The 17,709-nt window shown below is 69.0% G+C and carries 19 protein-coding genes; 10 read left to right on the top strand and 9 right to left on the bottom strand.

Annotated features, from left to right (window positions below):
- Positions 1 to 121: 121 nt before the first annotated feature.
- On the bottom strand, positions 122 to 2,881 hold the full coding sequence (locus ACZ6ZD_RS12295) for a type 1 periplasmic-binding domain-containing protein (protein ID WP_465671136.1): 2,760 nt from the start codon (positions 2,879 to 2,881) through the stop codon (positions 122 to 124).
- Positions 2,882 to 2,949: 68 nt separating this feature from the next.
- Complete coding sequence (locus tag ACZ6ZD_RS12290; RefSeq protein ID WP_465671134.1) at positions 2,950 to 3,294, bottom strand: MmcQ/YjbR family DNA-binding protein; 345 nt, start codon at positions 3,292 to 3,294, stop codon at positions 2,950 to 2,952.
- Positions 3,295 to 3,358: 64 nt separating this feature from the next.
- Between ACZ6ZD_RS12290 and ACZ6ZD_RS12285 the strand changes: the two genes are divergently transcribed.
- Genes ACZ6ZD_RS12285 through ACZ6ZD_RS12265 form a run of 5 tightly spaced genes read left to right on the top strand, consistent with a single transcriptional unit; the run spans position 3,359 to position 8,434 of the window.
- Entirely contained in the window at positions 3,359 to 4,390 is a 1,032-nt protein-coding gene (locus tag ACZ6ZD_RS12285) for an alpha/beta hydrolase (protein WP_465671132.1), read from the top strand.
- Positions 4,391 to 4,400: 10 nt separating this feature from the next.
- A complete protein-coding gene (locus ACZ6ZD_RS12280) occupies positions 4,401 to 5,528 on the top strand; it encodes an MFS transporter (RefSeq protein ID WP_465671130.1) in 1,128 nt (375 codons plus the stop codon).
- Between the two features lie 45 nt (positions 5,529 to 5,573).
- Complete coding sequence (locus ACZ6ZD_RS12275) at positions 5,574 to 6,320, top strand: esterase family protein (protein WP_465671128.1); 747 nt, start codon at positions 5,574 to 5,576, stop codon at positions 6,318 to 6,320.
- Between the two features lie 10 nt (positions 6,321 to 6,330).
- Positions 6,331 to 7,560: an ATP-grasp domain-containing protein gene (locus ACZ6ZD_RS12270; protein WP_465671126.1), complete on the top strand. Its 1,230-nt coding sequence runs from the start codon at positions 6,331 to 6,333 to the stop codon at positions 7,558 to 7,560.
- 4 nt (positions 7,561 to 7,564) lie between these two features.
- Positions 7,565 to 8,434, top strand: coding sequence for an amidohydrolase family protein (locus tag ACZ6ZD_RS12265; protein ID WP_465671124.1), 870 nt, complete (start codon positions 7,565 to 7,567; stop codon positions 8,432 to 8,434).
- A gap of 154 nt (positions 8,435 to 8,588) precedes the next feature.
- On the opposite strand, the gene ACZ6ZD_RS12260 is transcribed toward ACZ6ZD_RS12265, so the two are convergent.
- The gene (locus tag ACZ6ZD_RS12260) at positions 8,589 to 8,825 is read right to left on the bottom strand and encodes a hypothetical protein (RefSeq protein ID WP_465671122.1); all 237 of its coding nucleotides are present in this window, start codon (positions 8,823 to 8,825) and stop codon (positions 8,589 to 8,591) included.
- 274 nt (positions 8,826 to 9,099) lie between these two features.
- On the opposite strand from ACZ6ZD_RS12260, the gene ACZ6ZD_RS12255 reads away from it, so the two are divergent.
- Positions 9,100 to 10,905, top strand: coding sequence for a glycoside hydrolase family 2 protein (locus tag ACZ6ZD_RS12255; RefSeq protein WP_465671120.1), 1,806 nt, complete (start codon positions 9,100 to 9,102; stop codon positions 10,903 to 10,905).
- Here ACZ6ZD_RS12255 and ACZ6ZD_RS12250 read toward each other — a convergent pair.
- The gene (locus tag ACZ6ZD_RS12250) at positions 10,890 to 11,894 is read right to left on the bottom strand and encodes a YeiH family protein (protein ID WP_465671118.1); all 1,005 of its coding nucleotides are present in this window, start codon (positions 11,892 to 11,894) and stop codon (positions 10,890 to 10,892) included. The genes ACZ6ZD_RS12255 and ACZ6ZD_RS12250 overlap by 16 nt on opposite strands.
- 236 nt (positions 11,895 to 12,130) lie before the next feature.
- On the opposite strand from ACZ6ZD_RS12250, the gene ACZ6ZD_RS12245 reads away from it, so the two are divergent.
- From ACZ6ZD_RS12245 to ACZ6ZD_RS12235, 3 genes are all read left to right on the top strand, one after another.
- On the top strand, positions 12,131 to 12,904 hold the full coding sequence (locus ACZ6ZD_RS12245) for a GntR family transcriptional regulator (protein WP_465671116.1): 774 nt from the start codon (positions 12,131 to 12,133) through the stop codon (positions 12,902 to 12,904).
- 26 nt (positions 12,905 to 12,930) lie between these two features.
- Positions 12,931 to 13,326, top strand: a complete 396-nt coding sequence (locus tag ACZ6ZD_RS12240) for a VOC family protein (protein WP_465671114.1) — start codon at positions 12,931 to 12,933, stop codon at positions 13,324 to 13,326.
- A 279-nt stretch (positions 13,327 to 13,605) separates the two neighbouring features.
- Positions 13,606 to 13,845, top strand: a complete 240-nt coding sequence (locus ACZ6ZD_RS12235; RefSeq protein WP_171675576.1) for a hypothetical protein — start codon at positions 13,606 to 13,608, stop codon at positions 13,843 to 13,845.
- A 396-nt stretch (positions 13,846 to 14,241) separates the two neighbouring features.
- On the opposite strand, the gene ACZ6ZD_RS12230 is transcribed toward ACZ6ZD_RS12235, so the two are convergent.
- The 4 genes from ACZ6ZD_RS12230 to ACZ6ZD_RS12215 all read right to left on the bottom strand — a co-directional run bounded on the left by ACZ6ZD_RS12230 (position 14,242) and on the right by ACZ6ZD_RS12215 (position 16,402).
- Complete coding sequence (locus ACZ6ZD_RS12230; RefSeq protein WP_465671111.1) at positions 14,242 to 14,904, bottom strand: anti-sigma factor family protein; 663 nt, start codon at positions 14,902 to 14,904, stop codon at positions 14,242 to 14,244.
- A complete protein-coding gene (locus tag ACZ6ZD_RS12225; protein WP_465671109.1) occupies positions 14,901 to 15,410 on the bottom strand; it encodes a sigma-70 family RNA polymerase sigma factor in 510 nt (169 codons plus the stop codon). The genes ACZ6ZD_RS12230 and ACZ6ZD_RS12225 overlap by 4 nt, the downstream gene beginning before the upstream one ends.
- Positions 15,411 to 15,447: 37 nt before the next feature.
- Positions 15,448 to 15,858: a DoxX family protein gene (locus tag ACZ6ZD_RS12220; RefSeq protein ID WP_465671107.1), complete on the bottom strand. Its 411-nt coding sequence runs from the start codon at positions 15,856 to 15,858 to the stop codon at positions 15,448 to 15,450.
- A 127-nt stretch (positions 15,859 to 15,985) separates the two neighbouring features.
- On the bottom strand, positions 15,986 to 16,402 hold the full coding sequence (locus ACZ6ZD_RS12215; RefSeq protein ID WP_465671105.1) for a MarR family winged helix-turn-helix transcriptional regulator: 417 nt from the start codon (positions 16,400 to 16,402) through the stop codon (positions 15,986 to 15,988).
- A 51-nt stretch (positions 16,403 to 16,453) separates the two neighbouring features.
- Here ACZ6ZD_RS12215 and ACZ6ZD_RS12210 point away from each other — a divergent pair, with 51 nt between their 5' ends.
- On the top strand, positions 16,454 to 17,047 hold the full coding sequence (locus ACZ6ZD_RS12210) for a TIGR03086 family metal-binding protein (protein ID WP_465671103.1): 594 nt from the start codon (positions 16,454 to 16,456) through the stop codon (positions 17,045 to 17,047).
- A 2-nt stretch (positions 17,048 to 17,049) separates the two neighbouring features.
- Here the strand turns inward: ACZ6ZD_RS12210 and ACZ6ZD_RS12205 are convergent, their stop codons facing one another.
- Entirely contained in the window at positions 17,050 to 17,706 is a 657-nt protein-coding gene (locus ACZ6ZD_RS12205; RefSeq protein WP_465671101.1) for a type 1 glutamine amidotransferase domain-containing protein, read from the bottom strand.
- Positions 17,707 to 17,709: the final 3 nt, after the last annotated feature.

The raw sequence follows: 17,709 nt of genomic DNA, 5'->3' as shown, positions 1-17,709 counted from the left end.
TGGCTGAGCACCGAAGCCTTGCGGCGTTCGGGTAAGAAGTCCCCGGTCATACCTCAAGGATTGCTGACGAAACGCCGCTCCCCATCGGCCGTCGGTAGCATCTTCAGGTCCTCCCGAAGGACTAGTCGACCGGGCACCAGGCCGGCGACTCGGCTCGCGGACCGCACACGATCGTTGCCCTGGGCACGGGCCTGCCCTGCTCGAAGGTGACGATCGCCACCGGCTTGTCCACCGGCACCCGCCGCGCGACGCTGCCGCCGAAGTCGATCGGCCCGGTGACGCCCTGGTAGGCCCGTTTGGCGCCGTCGGAGTCGGTGATCGACTGCAGTGCCGACAAGATCGTCCCGCCGTTGACGGCGATACTGTCGCGCTGCAGCCAACTCGCCGCCAGCACGACGATGTACGCCGCGTCGTAGCTCAAGGCCGCATGCCCGTCCAGGCTGCGTCCGCGGTCGGTCGTCTCGTACTGGAACATGTTCGCTAGCCGTGCGTAGAAGTCGCTGGACTCCGGCGCCGGGTCGGCCCGCAGATCGGGCGCCAGCGCGAGCGCGAGGTACTGGAACGGGGTCGACCGGTTCAGGCCGCTCACCTCGCGATCGGCGACGTACTTCGTCACGTCGTCCCCGCCGATGATGTACGGCGGGTTCGCGCGGCAGCGGTCCTGGACACCGCCGAGGAACGCCTGGAAGTCGACCTGCCCGCGACCGGCGAAGAAGACGACGCCCTTGCGGTCGCACGCGTCCCGCCCGGCCTGGTTGGCGTCCAGGCTGTTGCCCTGCGGGCTGTAGTCCACGGCCCGGCCGGGAATCCCGGCCTTCCGGAACTCCTGCAGGAGGTCCGTCGCCAGGTTCTGGCTGTAGGTGTCGGCCGGGTCGTCGGACTTGTAAACGGTCACGTCGCGCTGCAGCGGCTGCCCGAACGGGCTCTTGCCGGTCCGGAGCCGATCCTGGACGTACGCCGCCGCGACGGCCGCCTCGCGCCGGTTCTGCGGGCTGATCTGCAGGTACATCCGGCTCACGTCGACCATCTGGTCCGCGGTCAAGGTCGCGGCGACGGTCGGCAGCCCGACCGCGGCGAGTTTGCGGATCATCGTCTGGGTGGCCTGCCGGCTCTCGACCAGCCCGACCACGGCGACGATGGTCGGATCCTTCGCGGCGAGCGCGCCGAGCTGGTCCGCCACCCGATCGGCATGCCGGAAACGCGGGCCGGCGTTCGCGATCAGCACCCGCAGGATCGGCTCGTAGCGCTGAGTCGGTTTGCTCAGTTGAACGGCTTGCGCGACCGCCAGCCCCGCCAGCTGCTCGCGCTCGGCCGTGAACACGCCCGCGCTCAGTGAGCGCTCGTTGGCCGAGGCCATGAAGACCAGCGTGATCACCGGCCGCTCGGGCTCCCGCTCGCTCAGCTCGGTGGCCTGCTGGTTCTGCTCGAGGATCTTGGCCCGCACCGGCGCGAACGACTGACTCGGGAACAACAGCTCGTTGGTGCCGTCGGTGAGCCCGACGCAATCGCCGTCCACCTTGGCCACCGACTGGTCCTGCGCCTCGATCCCGAGCCAGGTGAACCCGTCGCCGCCGCAGTGCCGCTGGTCGTGGAGGACGCCGAACCCGGCGTACGTTCCCGCGATCAGGGCGACCACGGTCGCGATGATCAGCCAGCCACCGGTCCGGCGCCGCCAGCGCGGACCGATGCTCCGTTTGAACGTCACCGGGACCTCGGGCTCGGTCGCCGCGGGCGGAGCGGCGCGGCCGAGCCGCCTCGGAGTTTGACTCGCGCCGATCGGGAAGACCAGGAGCCAGGCGCCGATCCGGCGGCGCAGGCTCTCGCGCTGTTTGCGGCCACGCCATTGGGCCAGGCTCTCGTTCGGTTTGGCGGTTTCCGGCTCCAGCGCGAGCGGCGGGATCTTCCGGCCCGCGGTGACCAGCAGCAGCGGGTCGAAGCGCTTGATGTCGTTGCGGACCTCGGCGACCATCCGGACCAGGAGATAGCCGCCGTTCGTCCGGCTGATCGGGCCGACCAGCAGGACCGGGTGCGTGGCGCGGTACTTGTGCATCCATTCGATCGGTCGGAACCCGGCTCGCAGATCGTCCAGGACGGCGTTCACGAGCAGCCCGGCGAACCGCTCAGGATCGTGTCTGCGCCAATCGTCACCAGTGATGCGCAGGGCCAGCTCGAAGAGTTTGTCGTCGCCGCGCGCGATGTACGGCTGGTTCCGCAGCCAGCGGTACTGGGCGGACACGGCCGGAACCCGACCGCTGTGCCGCAACCAGAAGAACCCGGGCAGCAGCCAGAACGTCAACGGCTGGAGCCACAACGGCAGCTGGCCCTGGATGCGCGCCCACACGCCGTCGCCGTCCGCGGCACCGCCGACCGCACGCCGGTACAGCGCCCGGCGTACCTGCGTCCGCGGTCGGGACTCCTTTGCGTCGAAGCTCTGCCGCATCAGCCAGCGGACCAGGTCGTACCGCGGGAAGTCGTACCCGCCGGCCCGGTTGTCCTTGAACCCGTCGGTGGCCCGGTCGAGCAGGTGGACGAGCTCGTCCAGCTCCGCGAGCGACACCTCCTGCAGCTTCTCGTCGGGGCCCGCGGGCGGCGACGTGTCCTCCAGGCCGAGCGCTACATGCGGTACCTGCAGCTCAGGTGATTTCGCCCCTGCGGGCCGGAGCCGGTCGGCCAGCATCCGCAGGACGACGGGCACCGGCGGCTGCCCTTCCGGCGCGGGCCGCTCGGGCTCGAGCGGGTCGCTCACGCAGGCGAAGATCGGCAGCGCTTCGTCCCGTTTGTAGCGCAGGCTGCGCCGCGACTTCCGCTGCAGGCTGCGCCGCTCGTAGACCTCTTCGAGCACCCGGACCAGCCGATTGAACCCGCGCGGCACCTCGGCCATTTCTCCCCCAGCTCCTCACGGTCGAGGGGACAACGTACGGCACTCCGTGCGCTGGTGACAGCGGTGTGTCATCGACCGGCCAGGAACTCCGTCCGGACCTTCTTGGGTACGCACATCGACCAGGCGTCGAGGACGAGCTCACGCAGTTCGTCGTACTCGATGGCGGCCAGGCGGACGACGATCCACCGGTAGCGCTCGTCCGCCTTGGAGGGCGGGAGGAACTTGTCCGGCTCGGCGGCGAGGGCCGCGGGGCGCTCTTCGCGGGGGAAGCCGATGCCGATCGTCTGTTCGTCGGGCGCGACCGCGAGGTAGACGATCCGGCCGACGCGGAACTTGATCCGGTCCCGGACCAGCACTTCGTAGCTGCGCGGCAGGTCGGCGGTGGCTGCCCTGATGTCCGTGAGATCGACCACCTGATCACCATAGGCGGTGATCACTGACACCTCATGGCAGCTTTTCTCCGGGTACCGTTCGAGGATGCCTGGAGTCGTGAGCGCGGTCGAGGGAGCCGAGGTGGTGTTCCGCCTCGGTGACGCCGCGCACGCCTTCACCGGCGTCCGGCTGTGGCAGGAGTTGGGGCTGGCGGCCGAGCTGCTGGAGTTCAAGCCGGTCGAGTACGGGTGGGAGCTGCGGTTGGCGCGGCCGTCCGTGCACCGGATGGAGTACCTGTTCGACATCGCGGATCTGGGGATGCGGACCGATCCGACCAATCCGCGGGTCGTCGGCGGGGCCTTCGGGGATCACTCCTGGTTGCCGCTGCCGGGGTACGTCGAGCCGGAGTGGATCGGCGTCCAGCCGGTCGCGTCGACGCTGACGCCGTTGACGGTCGAGTCGCCGGTCGGGCCGATCGACGTCCAGGTGTGGGCGCCGGAGGGGATCACCCCCGCGTTCGAGCTGCCGCTGCTGCTGTCGCACGACGGGCCGGAGTTCGCGACGTACGCCGGTCTGACGCACTACGCCGGAGCCATGGTCGCCGACTCCACGCTGCCGCCGTTCCGGCTCGCACTGATCCGGCCGACCGCTCGCAACCTCTGGTACGCCGCCAACCCGCAGTACGCCGAAGCCCTCACGCAGCAGGTCCTTCCGACGCTCCAAACGCAGTACAAGAGCAGGCAGCCGGTCATGATGGGCGCCAGCCTGGGCGCGCTCGCCGCCCTGTACGCCGAGTGGCAGCAGCCGGGCTCGTTCGACGGGCTGTTCCTGCAGTCCGGCTCGTTCTTCACCCTCGAGACCGACCCGCAGGAGTCGCGGTTCGAGTTCTATGCCGAGGTGACCGGGTTCGTCGGCCAGGTGCTGGCGGCAACGAGCTTCCCGAGTACGCCGGCCGTCGCGATGACCGCCGGCGCGACCGAGGAGAACGTGCACAACAACCGGGTGATGGCCGCTCACCTGGCGGAGCTCGGCCTCGACGTCGAGTTCGACGAGACCCCGGACATGCACAACTTCACCGCCTGGCGCGACGTCCTCGACCCAGATCTGACCGGGCTGCTGAACCGCGTCTGGAGTTAGTGTCGAGCGGGTGGTCAAAACACTCGCGGGGTTCGGTGCGTTCGGCCTGTTCTGGGGAGCGTGGGGCGCCGCACTCCCCGCGGTGAAGGCTGAGGCGGGTGTCACCGACGCCCAGCTCGGTGCGGCGTTGCTGATGGTCGGTCTGGGCGCGCTGTGCTCGATGCGATTCACCGGCTACTTGATTGACCGCTTCGGTGGCGTCGTACTGCCAGTGACCGTGCTGCTGTTCGCAGTGTGTGGTGTGCTGCCCGCGCTGGCTGGTTCGGCGGTCGGGCTGGGCGGTGCGCTGTTTCTGCTCGGTGCGACGTCCGGTGCGACCGATGTGGCGATCAACGCGACCGGCTCCAGTGCGGAGGCGGAGACCGGCCGACCGCTGATGAACCTCGGGCACGGGCTGTTCTCGATCGCTGTGGTGGTCGCCAGCCTCAGTACGGCGGGTCTGCGCGCGGCCGGGGCCGGTGCGCTGCCCGTGCTCGGTGGAGTCGCGATTCTGATCGCCGTACTGACCGCAGTGCTGCTGGCCCCGGGCTCTACCCGGATCAAGCCGGTTGTGGCCGAGAAGGCGCCGCGACGGTTCGAACCGGCGCTACTGGTGTTCGGTGGGCTGTGCGCGCTCGCGTTCGTCGTGGAGAACGCCTGGCAGAGCTGGAGCGCCGTCCACCTCGACACCACGCTCGGTGCGGCGCCTGCGCTCGCCTCCAGCGCACCGGCCGTCTTCGCCGCCGCTGCAGCCACCGGCCGGATCAGCGGGAACGCACTGCTCCGCCGCGTTCAGCCGGCCCGGCTGCTGGTGATCGGTGGTCTGGTCGCCGCACTGGGCAGCGCGCTGGCCGCAGTCGCCGGTAGCGCCTGGCTCGCGCTGGTCGGTATCGCCGTCGCCGGCCTCGGTACGTCGGTCTGCGCACCGACCATCATCGGAATGGCCGGCGCCTGGGCCGGGCCGGAGCGCCGGGCGAGCGCCATCTCGACCGTCACCACGATCGCGTACCTGGGCTTCCTGCTCGGCCCGGCCGCGGTCGGCGCGGCGTCCAGTGTCTGGTCGTTGCCGACGGCACTGGGCGGCGTCGCAGTACTCGCTGTAATCGTCGCCGTCCTCGGTCCGGCAGCGGGACGCGCTGAGCAGAGGCAAACCAGGTGAAGACATGGCAGGGTGTCGGACGGGACACTAGTGCGGGGGTGAGGCATGGAGCGAGAGCAGGTCGAACTCGACGCGCCGGGGCTTGACCGGCGCGGAACGCTGATCCGGTACGGGCACTACGGCCGTCCGGTGCTGGTGTTCCCCAGTGAGCAGGGCCGGGCCTGGGACTACGAGAACAACGGCATGGTGGACGCCGTCGCCGGGCTGATCGAGGCCGGCCGCGTGAAGCTGTACTGCGTCGACTCCTACGACCACCTGAGCTGGTCGGACCGGAGTATCCAGCTGGAGGACCGGGCGCGCCGGCACGGCGGCTACGAGTCCTGGATCCTGGACCAGGTGGTCCCGGCGATCGGGCGGGACACTCCGGGCGCGAGCGACATCATCACCACCGGCTGCAGCCTGGGCGCCTTCCACGCGCTCAACTTCGCGTTCAAACGCGCCGACCTGTTCCCGGTCGCGATCTGCCAGTCGGGCAACTACGACGCCGCCAGCTGGCACGCCTGGGGTGAGCGCGGCGAGGCGACGTACTTCAACAACCCGGCCGACTACCTGCCGAACCTCGAGGGCGACCACCTGGACTGGCTGCGCCGCCGCCTGTTCGTCGTACTCACGGTCGGCCAGGGCGACTGGGAGACGCACCCGACCGGCTCGTTGCCGTCGGCCCGCGCGATCGACGGCGTCCTGACCGCGAAGGGCATCCCGCATGAGCTCGACCAATGGGGGTACGACGTAGCGCACGACTGGCCCTGGTGGCGCCAGCAGATCGCCCACCACCTACCTCGGTTCGTCTAAGGAGCTTGTTGTGGCTGACCGCTCTCGCCATCTGATCGGACTTCTGCTCGGCGCCGAGGAGGACTGGCCGCAGGCCTTCGAAGCCCTGTTACGACGGGTGGGGCCGGTCGGCAACCACGAGTTCGCGGCCGAGCGGCTGACGATCGAGCCGTTCGACCTGAACGATCCGGTCAAGGTCGGGCTGGTGATCGACCGGCTCGCGTACTGGTACTACCACCCGCGCGAGTGGCTGAAGAAGGCCGCGCTGATGAACGGCACCTACCTGCTGAACTCGCCGTTCACGTTCCAGTCGATGGAGAAGCACTCGGCGTACTGCGCGATGCTCCGGCTCGGCCTGAAGATCCCGAAAACCGTGCTGGTCCCGTACAAGAACCCGGTCGACAACGTCCGCTGGGCCTACACGTCGGCCAAGTACAACAAGACCTTCGACCTGGACGCGATCGCCGAGGACCTCGGCTACCCGCTGTACATGAAGCCGTTCGACGGCGGCGGCTGGCGCGGCGTCTCCCGGATCAACGACAAGGTCGACCTGCACCACGCCTATGACCAGTCCGGCGAGATGCTGATGCACCTGCAGGCGACGATCGACTACGACAAGTTCGCCCGCGCGCTGTCGATCGGCGCCGAGACGATGGTGATGGACTTCCGTCCCGACGAGCCGATGCACAACCGGTACGCCGTCTCGCACAACTTCCTCAGCCCGTCGGCCGGCCACCAGGCGGTCGCGATCAGCCGGATCGTGAACGCCTTCTTCGGCTGGGAGTTCAACTCCTGCGAGATGCTCGTCCGCGGCGACTCGGTGCACCCGATCGACTACGCCAACGCCTGCCCGGACGTCGCCGTCACCTCGCTGCACTACTACTTCCCCTGGGCGATCAGCGCCCTGGTCAAGTGGTCCGTCTTCAGCCTCGCCACCGGCCGGCGCTCGTCCGTCGACCTGAAAACCGATCGGTACTTCGCGATCGCGGACGACGAGTCCCTCGACTACGACGCCAAGATCGAGGCCTACCTCGCGCTGGCCGACGAGCACTTCGAGACCGCCAAGTACCACGAGTGGTGCGCCGAGAACCTGCCGGACTTCGACGCCCGCGTCCGCGACTGGTTCAGCGGCGACGAGTTCGAGCGCATCCTCCGCGAGACCGTCGTCGCGACCTACCCCGCCGACGAGCAGGAGAAGTTCCAGGCGCACTTCCACGGCCTGATCAACCTCTGGCTCGCCGACCAGGCGGAGAAACGCTGAGGTCATGCACGACGACGACGTACCGGCCTGGTGGGCCGGGCTGGGGCTGGACGGGCTGGTCGACGTCCATGTGCACTTCCTGCCCGAGCAGGTGATGAACGCGGTCTGGGCGTACTTCGACCAGGCGGCGACGCATTACGGCACAGCGTGGCCGATCACCTATCGGACGTCGGTCGAGGAGCGGGTCAAAACCCTGCAGGAGTTAGGAGTTCGGGCCTTTCCGGCGCTCGTGTACCCGCACAAGCCGGACATGGCGGCCTGGCTGAACGCCTGGGCGCGCGACTTCGCGGCGTCGACGCCGGGCTGCGTGCCGAGCGGCACGTTCTACCCGGAGCCGGGCGCGGCGGCGTACGTCCGCGAGGCCCTCGAGCTGGGCACCCGCATCTTCAAGGTCCACATCCAGGTCGGCGGCTACGACCCACGCGACCCCGAGCTCAACGACGTCTGGGGCCAGCTCGCCGAGGCCGCCGTCCCCGTCGTCGTCCACTGCGGCTCCGGCCCCATCCCCGGCCGCCACACCGGCCCCGGCCCAATGGGCGAAGTCCTCAGGAACCACCCCACCCTCACCGCCGTCATCGCCCACCTCGGCATGCCCGAGTACGCCGAACACCTCGCCCTCACCACCTACCCGAACGTCCACCTCGACACCACCATGGCCCTCACCCCCTTCACCGAGGCCCTGATGCCCTTCCCCCGCGACCTCATCCCCCGCCTCGCCGACCTCCAGGACCGCATCGTCCTCGGCACCGACTTCCCCAACATCCCCTACCCCTACGCCACCCAACTCCAAGCCCTGACCAACCTGCACCTGGACGACGACTGGCTCCGCGCCGTCTGCTGGTCCAACGGCGCCCGCCTACTCGGCCTCGAATAGAACTCGGCGGTGTCGGCCAACGCGCGGTGATCGGACGAGCGCCGCGGCGGCGGACTTCCCTGCGCCCGGTCGAGACGCGTGGTGTGCGCTCCGACCGGGCGGGGACGTTCGGCGTCGAGTTCCTCAACGCGGGGTTGTTCGGCCGGCCGAATGATTAGGCGCGGACCTTGATGTAAAGGTCGGTGCCGTAGCTCTCCAATTCACAGAGGAAGTCGTACCATTCGTTGTTCCGCATGCCCTGGTAACCGCGGCTCAGGCACTTCGAATAGGTGTCGCCGCCGTAGAAGGTGGTGTAGTAGCGCAGCGGTGATGCGGTGGCTGTGGGCGCCGTGACGACTGCGCCGGCACTGATGATCGCCGCCGCGGCAACGGTCATGAGCAACTTCTTCACTTTCGCTCCAGAATTGTTCGTCCGACAAAGGAGCCTTGATTCTTTGCGATGTGTGTCGCGGCTCGGGGAAGCCGTGGATGAACGCCGTCGTAAATTCGGTCGCCGTAGCACCCAGGTCGAATTGTCCGAGTGTTCGGAAGGCGGTTGCGCCGGGGTCACCCCGGCGTGGAGACCCCGGGCCGTCCGGATGTCGTTGTCCACCGTTGCCAGGCTGGATTCCAACGTTGTACTGTCGTTGGCGGCCCGTCACCACCACCTGCCTCGGGAGTTTCCGATGACCCAGCCACGTGCCGAGTACCCGCGTCCCCAGTTCGTTCGGGCGGAGTGGGTGAATCTGAACGGCGAATGGCAGTTCGAGACCGATCGGGGGGACAGCGGCCTCGAGCGCGGCGTCCGGGATCGGGAGCTGGCGCAGCGCATCACGGTGCCGTTCGCGCCGGAGACCGAGCTCTCCGGGATCGCGGACGTCGACTTCCTCGAGGCGGTCTGGTACCGGACGACGATCACCGTCCCGGCCGAGTGGAGCGGGAAGAACGCCGTCCTGAACTTCCAGGCCGTCGACCACGACGCGACCGTGTGGGTGAACGGCGTCGAGGTCGTCCGGCACCGCGGCGGTTTCACGCCGTTCAGCGCCAACCTGAAGGACGTCGCGCAGCCCGGCGAGCAGGCGACGATCGTCGTCCGCGCGCGGGACACCCGGCACTCCGTCCAGGCCCGCGGCAAGCAGACCAACCAGTACGGCAACTACGGCTGCCTCTACACCCGGACGACGGGCATCTGGCAGACCGTCTGGCTCGAGGCCGTTCCCGAGGTCCACCTCGGCCGGCCGCGGATCACCCCGGACGTCGCCGGCTCGACGTTCCACCTCGCCGTACCGGTGTCGGCCAACAAGCCCGGCTACAAGGTCCGCGCCGTCCTGCAGGATGCGGACGGCGATGTCGCGACCGCCGAGGTGCGCGCCGACCTCGACCTCGCGCCGCGGCTCACGCTGCCGGTGCCGGCCGATCGCGTCCGGCTCTGGGACACCGCGGACCCGCACCTGTACGACGTCCGCCTCGAGCTGATCGATGCCGAGGGCAACGTTGTGGACCAGGCCGACAGTTACGCCGGGCTGCGCTCGGTGTCGATCAACGGCCAGGCGATCCTGATCAACGGCAAGCACGTCTTCCAGCGCCTCGTGCTGGACCAGGGCTACTGGCCGGAGAGCCTGATGACGGCGCCGTCCGAGGCGGCGCTGATCGCGGATATCGAGCTCAGCCTGGCGGCCGGGTTCAACGGCGCGCGCCTGCACCAGAAGGTGTTCGAGGAGCGGTTCCTCTACCACGCGGACCGGCTCGGGTACCTGGTCTGGGGCGAGTTCGGCGACTGGGGTTCCGGCGGCGACACCAGCGACGACAACCAGCAGCCGACGGCGTCGTACGTCGCGCAGTGGCTGGAGGCCGTGGAGCGCGACTACAGCCACCCGAGCATCATCGGCTGGTGCCCGCTGAACGAGACGCATCAGTACCTGCACGACCGGATCACCCAGCTGGACGACGTCACCCGCGCGATGTTCCTGGCCACGAAGGCCGCCGACACCACTCGCCCGGTCCTGGACGCCTCCGGCTACTCGCACCGCGTGCCCGAGACCGACGTCTGGGACTCGCACAACTACACGCAGGACCCGGCCGAGTTCGCTCAGGAGATGGCCGGTCTCGCGGACGGTACGCCGTTCGAGAACCGCGGCGGGCACGATGGCAAGCAGATCTCCCAGGCGTACGCCGGGCAGCCGTACTTCTGCAGTGAGTTCGGCGGGATCTGGTGGAACGCGGAGAAGGCGGCCGCGGGGAAGAGCGGGAACAGCAAGGACTCGTGGGGTTACGGCCAGCGGGTCGCCGACGAGGAGGAGTTCTACCGCCGGTTCGCCGGGCTGTGTGACGCGCTCCTCGACAACCCGCTGATGTTCGGCTACTGCTACACGCAGCTGACCGACGTCTTCCAGGAAGAGAACGGGATCTACAACTTCGACCGCAGCAGCAAGCTCGACGTGCCGCGGATCAAGACCGTGCAGACCCGCCCGGCCGCTTACGAGAAGGACTGAATCACCAGGCTGCCGACCGCGACCAGGGCCCAGAGAATCGCTCCGAGCACGAGCGGCCTGGGCCCTGCGTCGCGCAACTCCCGCGGTCGCAGCGACAGCCCGATCGCGACCAGCGCCGCGGTGATCAAGCAGGTGCCGATCAGGCTCAGCGTCGGTAGCCACGCGTCCGGTACGGCGCCTGCGCTGCGCAGCCCGGCCGCCGCGATGAACCCGATCAGGAACAGCGGGACCAGCTTCCGCCACGGCAACGGACCTCGCGTCGACGCGGTGGACCCGTCGTACGAGGCGCCCGGTACGTCGAGCGCTCGCGCCGCCCGGTTCTCCCGGCGAATCTTCAGCGCGACCAGCGTGAGCACGATCGGGATCAGCGTCAGCGAACGCGTCAGCTTCACCACGAGCGCCTGATCGCCGGCCTCCTGGCTGTACGCGTACCCGGCCGCGACCACGGACGACGTGTCGTTGATCGCCGTACCGGCCCACAACCCGAACGCCTCCGGGCTCAGGCCGAGCAGGTGCCCGAGCGGCGGGAACGTCAACACCGCAACGACATTGAACGTGAAGATCGTCGCCAGCGCGTACGCCACCGACGACCGCTTCGCACCGATCGCCGCCGTCGCCGCCGCGATCGCCGAACCCCCGCAGATCGCCGTCCCCACGCCGATCAGGATCTGCGTGTCACCACGCACCCCCAGCAATCGCCCGAAAACCCACGCCCCACCCAGCGCCAGCCCCAGCGTCCCCAGCATCACCGGCAACGACGACCAACCGACCTTCGCCACCTGCTGCAGCGAAAGCCCCGTCCCCAGCACCACGATCGACACCTGCAACAAGTTCTTCGCCGCGAAGTCGTACCCCGGCCGGAACTCCTCCCGCCGCACCCCCGCCACCAACAACCCCGCCAACACCCCCAACACAATCCCGAACACCGGCCCACCCACCACCGGCACCAACCGCCCCAACGGCACCGCCACCGCAGTCAGCCCCAACACCACCCCCAACCCCCGCAACCGCCACAAAGCGCCCCCCACCCGCCGATAAACCGGAGGAGGCGGCGCGCTGGCGGCGTCCGGGAGCGGGGTGTCCGCGGGGGGCGTGGGCGAGACCGGACGGGGGCGGTTTGACCTAGTGTCGACCTGCACCATCGGCCCGGCTCCTCCTGTTCGCGGAAAATGTGCGTACATTTAAGCTAGGAGATGACCGGACATTTGGCAACTCGGAGGGGTAAATGGGCGTGCTGGACCGGTCGGGCGGGGAGCCGTTGTGGAAGCAGTTGCAGGGGGAGCTGGTTCGGCGGTTGCGGGGTGGGGAGTTCGACGAGGCGTTCCCGGGTGAGTTGGCGCTGGTGGAGGAGTACGGCGTCAGCCGGCACACGGTGCGGCAGGCGCTGGGGCAGTTGCGGGCGGACGGGTTGATCGTGGCCGAGCGGGGCCGGCAGCCGCGGGTGGCGGCGGTGCCGGAGATTCGGCAGCCGATGGGCGCGCTGTACAGCTTGTTCTCGTCGGTGGAGGCGTCCGGGCTGGCGCAACACAGCGTGGTGCGGGCGCTCGACGTCCGCGCGGACGGCGTGATCGCGACCCGGCTCGGCCTGGAGGAGTCGATCCCGCTCGTCTACCTCGAACGACTGCGGTACGCCGGTGACGAACCGCTCGCGTACGACCGCGTCTGGCTCCCGGCGAGCCTCGCCGAACCGCTGCTCGACGCCGACTTCACCCACACGAGCCTCTACAACGAGCTCGCCGTCCGCACCGGCATCAGCCTCGACCACGGCCGCGAAGACATCCGCGCAATGACCCCCACCCCAACCGAGCGCACCCTCCTGCACTGCCCACCCGACGCCGCCGTCTTCTCGATCATCCGCCAAGGCACCACCCAGAACCGCCCGGTCGAATGGCGCCACACCGTCGTCCGCGGCGATCGCTTCGCCCTGTCCGCCGAGTTCTCCGCCAACACCGGCTACCGCCTCACCCCCGCGACCAGCGCACTGGCTCAGGCCTGGTAGGTCTCCCGCCTGTAGATACTGAGGTCATGGGAGTCAAAGAGCTGCGGTTGGTGGTTACGGCGGACGACTACGACGAGGCGGTGGGCTTCTACCGCGATGTTCTCGGGTTGCCCGAGCAGGCGTCGTACTCGTCGGAGAACGGACGGGTGACGATCCTCGAGGTCGAGCGGGCCACGCTCGAGATCGCGGATCCCGGGCAGGCGGACTACATCGACGCGGTGGAGGTCGGACGCCGAGTCGCCGGCAAGTTCCGAGTCGCCTTCGCGGTGGACGACGCCGCCGCGACCACGACCCAGCTCGCAGCCGCCGGGGCCACGGTCATCGCCGAGCCGACCCGAACCCCGTGGGACTCACTCAACGCCCGCCTCGAAACCCCAGGCGGTATCCAGCTGACCCTCTTCACCGATCTTGACCTCAAGTGAACTAGAAGTGTTGAGGTGGCAGGCATGTGGAACGTAACCCTCGGGACGCATCCAGGGATCGGACTGCCCCAAGGACAGCACCTAACCTGATGTCGTTCAGTAAACAAGCAATCACAGTAAGTATCTGATGGTTGGGCGGGGCACCGGCTGGAAGTTCCTTGAAACGCTGGATGTCGTGCTCAGCGACGAGGAGATCGACCGGCTCCGGGTCAGCTGAGAAGGTTGTGAGAAGACACGCTCAAAGAGGCGGGGCGGGGAAAAAGCGCTTAACCTTCGGCCATGAGTGAGTTCGAGCCCGGCGCCGATTTGGTGTCCCGTCTCCCTCTGCCTGGTCACGTGGTCGTCCTTGCGGACGGCCAGTGGCGCCGCGGCTGGTTGATCGGCCGCGAGCATGAGGAGACGGGATGGACCGGTCTGGTGCAGTACGAGGACGACGAGGGTCTGGAGCGAACGGAACGCCTGCCGGCGGACCGGATCGCGCTGGCCGCGCCGCCCGCGCCGAACGAGCAGGCCTCGTAGCGCAGCAACAAGGAAGGCAAGAAAAACACGAAGGCCCCCGGGAGGCGAGTCGACCGGGGGCCTTCGTGGTGTCTGTAACGCAGCCGGGGCGCCTCGAGTCGGCTGCTGCACGAAGATCCCGTCCCAGGCCCTTCGGGCGGTTGACCTGGGACGGGAAGCTTTCGTGGCGTTACACACGGTGTATCGGCGATCACGGCCCGGGTGTTACACGAATCAGCAAAAATTCTTTCGGGGTCAGCTTTCGGGCCGGCGCCGGGCCCGGACAGGGGTCGGCCCCGGTGCACTCATCCCTGAACACCGGGGCCTGAATTGCCGCCCTCGCGCGCGACCGGCAACTCCTGCCCCACAGGTGCCCCAAGAGTTCGCCGATATGCGTAATGACCCATAGCAAACCGATCAGAACTGGACGGCGAGCAGGACCCGGCCACTCTCCGAGCTGCGGATGTCGAGCGCACGGATCTCGTCCCGCCGCAGCTTTGTCGTCGCGGCCGGTTTGACCGTCGTACCGGGTGTCGACGTCCAGCTCGCGAGCAGCTGCGCCTTACCGGACTTGTCGGTCAGGTAGAGCTCGTAGCCGCGGGCCCGCTCGCTCGGCGTCGCGAGATCGTCGTACCGGCAGCTGATCTCGATCGTCGTCCCCCACCGCTCCGGCACCAGCCGCGCGTCGGCGGACAGCTTGCTCTCCACGGTCTGCGCGAGGACGACGTAGTCCCCCTGCGGCTCGGGCTTGGTCAGCGGGATCGCGATCAGCGCGCCGATCACCGCCGCCGTCCCCGCGACGGCCGCCAGGACGGCGCCATGCCGCAGCCGCCGGCGGCGCCGGTCGCGCTCGACCGCTCGCGTCAAGCCGGGCAGGAGATTCGGCGTCATGATGCTCACCGACGTCAGCGCCTGATCGGCCGGCAGCGCCGCGAGCGCGGCTGGTACGGCGGTCAGCGACGCGACGGCGGCCGTGCAGTCGGGGCACGTGCTCAGGTGCGCCTCGAAGTCGCGCCGCTCGCTCGCCGACAGCGCGCCGAGCAGGTACGCGGCGTCCCCTTCGCAGTAACGATCGCTCATTGACTCGTCACCCCCCTTTCCTGCAACGCGAGCTTCAGCGCCCGCAACCCGTAGTGCAGCCGCGATTTCACGGTGCCGGACGGGATGTCCAACTCCTCGGCGATATCGGTGACCGTGCGGCGCCCGTAGTACGCGCGCACGATGACCTGCCGATGCTCCTCCGACAGCTGGGCCAGCGACTCGGCCACCAGCCAGGCGTCCAGGACGGCGTTCGCGTGATCCGTACTGGGCTTCTCCGGCAGGTCGCCGCTGGCCACCTCGCGGTTGACCCGGGCACTGCGCCGGTCGTCGATGACGAGATTGCGCGCCACCGTGAACAGCCAGGCCCGGGCCCCCGCTTCGTCCTCGGTCAGGATCTGCGGCCGCCGCCACGCCCGGAGCAGGGTCTCCTGGACGACGTCCTCGGCCAGGCGGTCGTCACCGGTGAGCCGGACGACGAACCGCCACAGCGCCGGCGCATGCACATCGTGCAGCTCCCGCAGCATCGCGGCCCTGTCGTCGGCCATCGCGCTCCTGCTCGGTCGGGGGCGACCCGACCCCGGGTCACTCCACGGCTACCGCGGCCTGCCGCCGCGTCGGCGTCCCCCGCTCGACTCCCCAGGCGCCGTTGCCCAGGAACGCGATCAGCAGGAACGCGAAACAGAACAGCGCCGCCTTCTCGCCACCATTCTGCACGGGCAGCAAAGCATCCGCCTGATGGACGGCGAAATAGGCGTACGCCATCGAACCCGAGCACAGCAACGCGGCGTACCGGGTACCGAACCCGATCGCGACGAGCGCGCCGCCGGCGAACTGGATCAACGATGCCCACCAGGACGGCCAGACGAACGCCTCCACCTGCCGGGTGCCGAGGACGCCGAACAACGCGGCGGCGCCGTGACACGAGAACAGGAATCCGATCACGATCCGGAAGACGGCGATCACCTGGGTCTGATAACGCTCCAGCACCTTCATGGGCCTCACTCCTCAAGGGGCGGGTTGGGGACTTGTCCGTTCGAACGGATCCCGGCGCCTTGCGGTTCAACCGAAAGTGACCTTTACATCACAGACCGAACAGGTTGTACTGAAACGGTCAAGCCTGCTATTTGGCCCGTAATGCCCGTAACGACCGCAGAAACGCGGCCCGGTCGGCGGCCGGCAGGGCGCCGAGCAGCTCGTCCTCGTAGCCCCGGATGCCTTTGCGCACCGCTCGCCGGACCCGCCGGCCCTTAGCCGTGATCGACAGCAGCCGGACGCGGCGGTCGTCCGGATCCGGCGTCCGCTCGATCAGCTCGGCGGCCTGCAGCTCGTCGAGCGTGCCGATGATGCGCGACTTGTCGGCCCCGATCGCCTCGGCCAGCGCGGCCTGGGTGCGCACCGGGGTCTCGTCGAGCGCGGTCAGCACGGCGTAACCCCACATCGAGACGTCATGTGCGGCCAGGATCGGCGTCTCGGCCGCGATCAGCACCCGCACCAACGGGTAGAGCATCGCGGCCAGATCGGGACGATCGTCGGTCATGCCCGGAAGATAGCACTGGCGCAATCATATGCACCTGCCTATGATCCACTTATGCCTACGATTGATTACGTCGCCCTCGACCGCCGCGCGGTCCAGGCGAGTATCGAGCTGGCCGGCAACGCCACCGACGCCGATCTCGCCAAGCCGACCCCCTGCCGGGCCTGGACCCTCTACGGCCTCCTCGCCCACATGACCACCCAGCACTACGGTTTCGCCGCCGCCGCGCGCGGCGAGTCCGGCCTCGACGTCTGGAAACTCCGCGACCTCGGCGCCGACCCCCTCCAGGCCTACGTCGACTCCGCCGAACACGTCCTCGACGCCTTCGCCGCCGACGGCGTCACCGAGCGGCGCTTCCCGCTCCCCGAGTTCGGCCCGGACGTCGTCGTCCCCGGCGCCCAGGCGATCAGCTTCCACTTCATCGACTACGTCGTCCACAGCTGGGACGTCGCCAAAACCCTCGGCGCCACCGCCCACTTCACCACCGACCTCCTGGACGCCGCCTGGACCGTCGCCCAGGTCGTCCCCACCGGCGACCCCCGCAAGGCCCCCGGCGCCCCCTTCGGCCCCGACCTCCCCCACACCGGCGACAACCAACTCGACCGCATCGTCGCCCTCCTCGGCCGCTCCCCCACCTGGCCGAACTGACCTCAGGCCAGCAGTTGTGCGACGGACTCGGCGGTGCGGTGGGCGGACTGCGGGTTCTGGCCGGTCACCAGGCGGCCGTCGGTGACGGACTGCGGGGTGAAGTCGGGCGCCGGGTGGTGGGTTGCGCCGCGGGCGGTGAGGGTGTCGGCGAGCAGGAAGGGGACGACGTCGGTCAGGCCGACGGCCGCCTCCTCGGCGTTGGTGAAGCCGGCGACGTTCTTGCCGTCGACCAGGTAGCTGCCGTCGGAGAGTTTGAGGTTCACCAGGGCCGCCGGGCCGTGGCAGACGGCGGCGACGACGCCACCACGTTCGTAGATGGCGGCGGCGAGGCCGAGCAGGGCGTCGGCGTGCGGGAAGTCCCACATCGTGCCGTGGCCGCCGGCGAAGAAGATCGCGTCGTAGTTCGCGGGGTCGAGCTCGGCGGCGGTCGGGGTGTGGTCGAGGTCGACGGTCGTCAGGAACTTCTGCTGGATGGGGTCGTTCTCGTCGAAGCCGTCGATCGGCGGCCGGCCACCCTGGACCGAGACCAGCTCGACGTCGAAACCGGCCTCGGTGAAGACCGCCCACGGCTCGGCGGCCTCACCGACGTAGAAGCCCGTCGTCCGCCCGGTGTCGCCGAGCTCGGAGTGGCTGGTGAGAGCAATCAGTACGCGTGTCATGCC

The sequence above is a fragment of the Kribbella sp. NPDC104218 genome (genome assembly GCF_055584105.1).
Note: the sequence above shows the minus strand (reverse complement) of the source record. Positions and strands in the feature narration are given on the sequence as shown.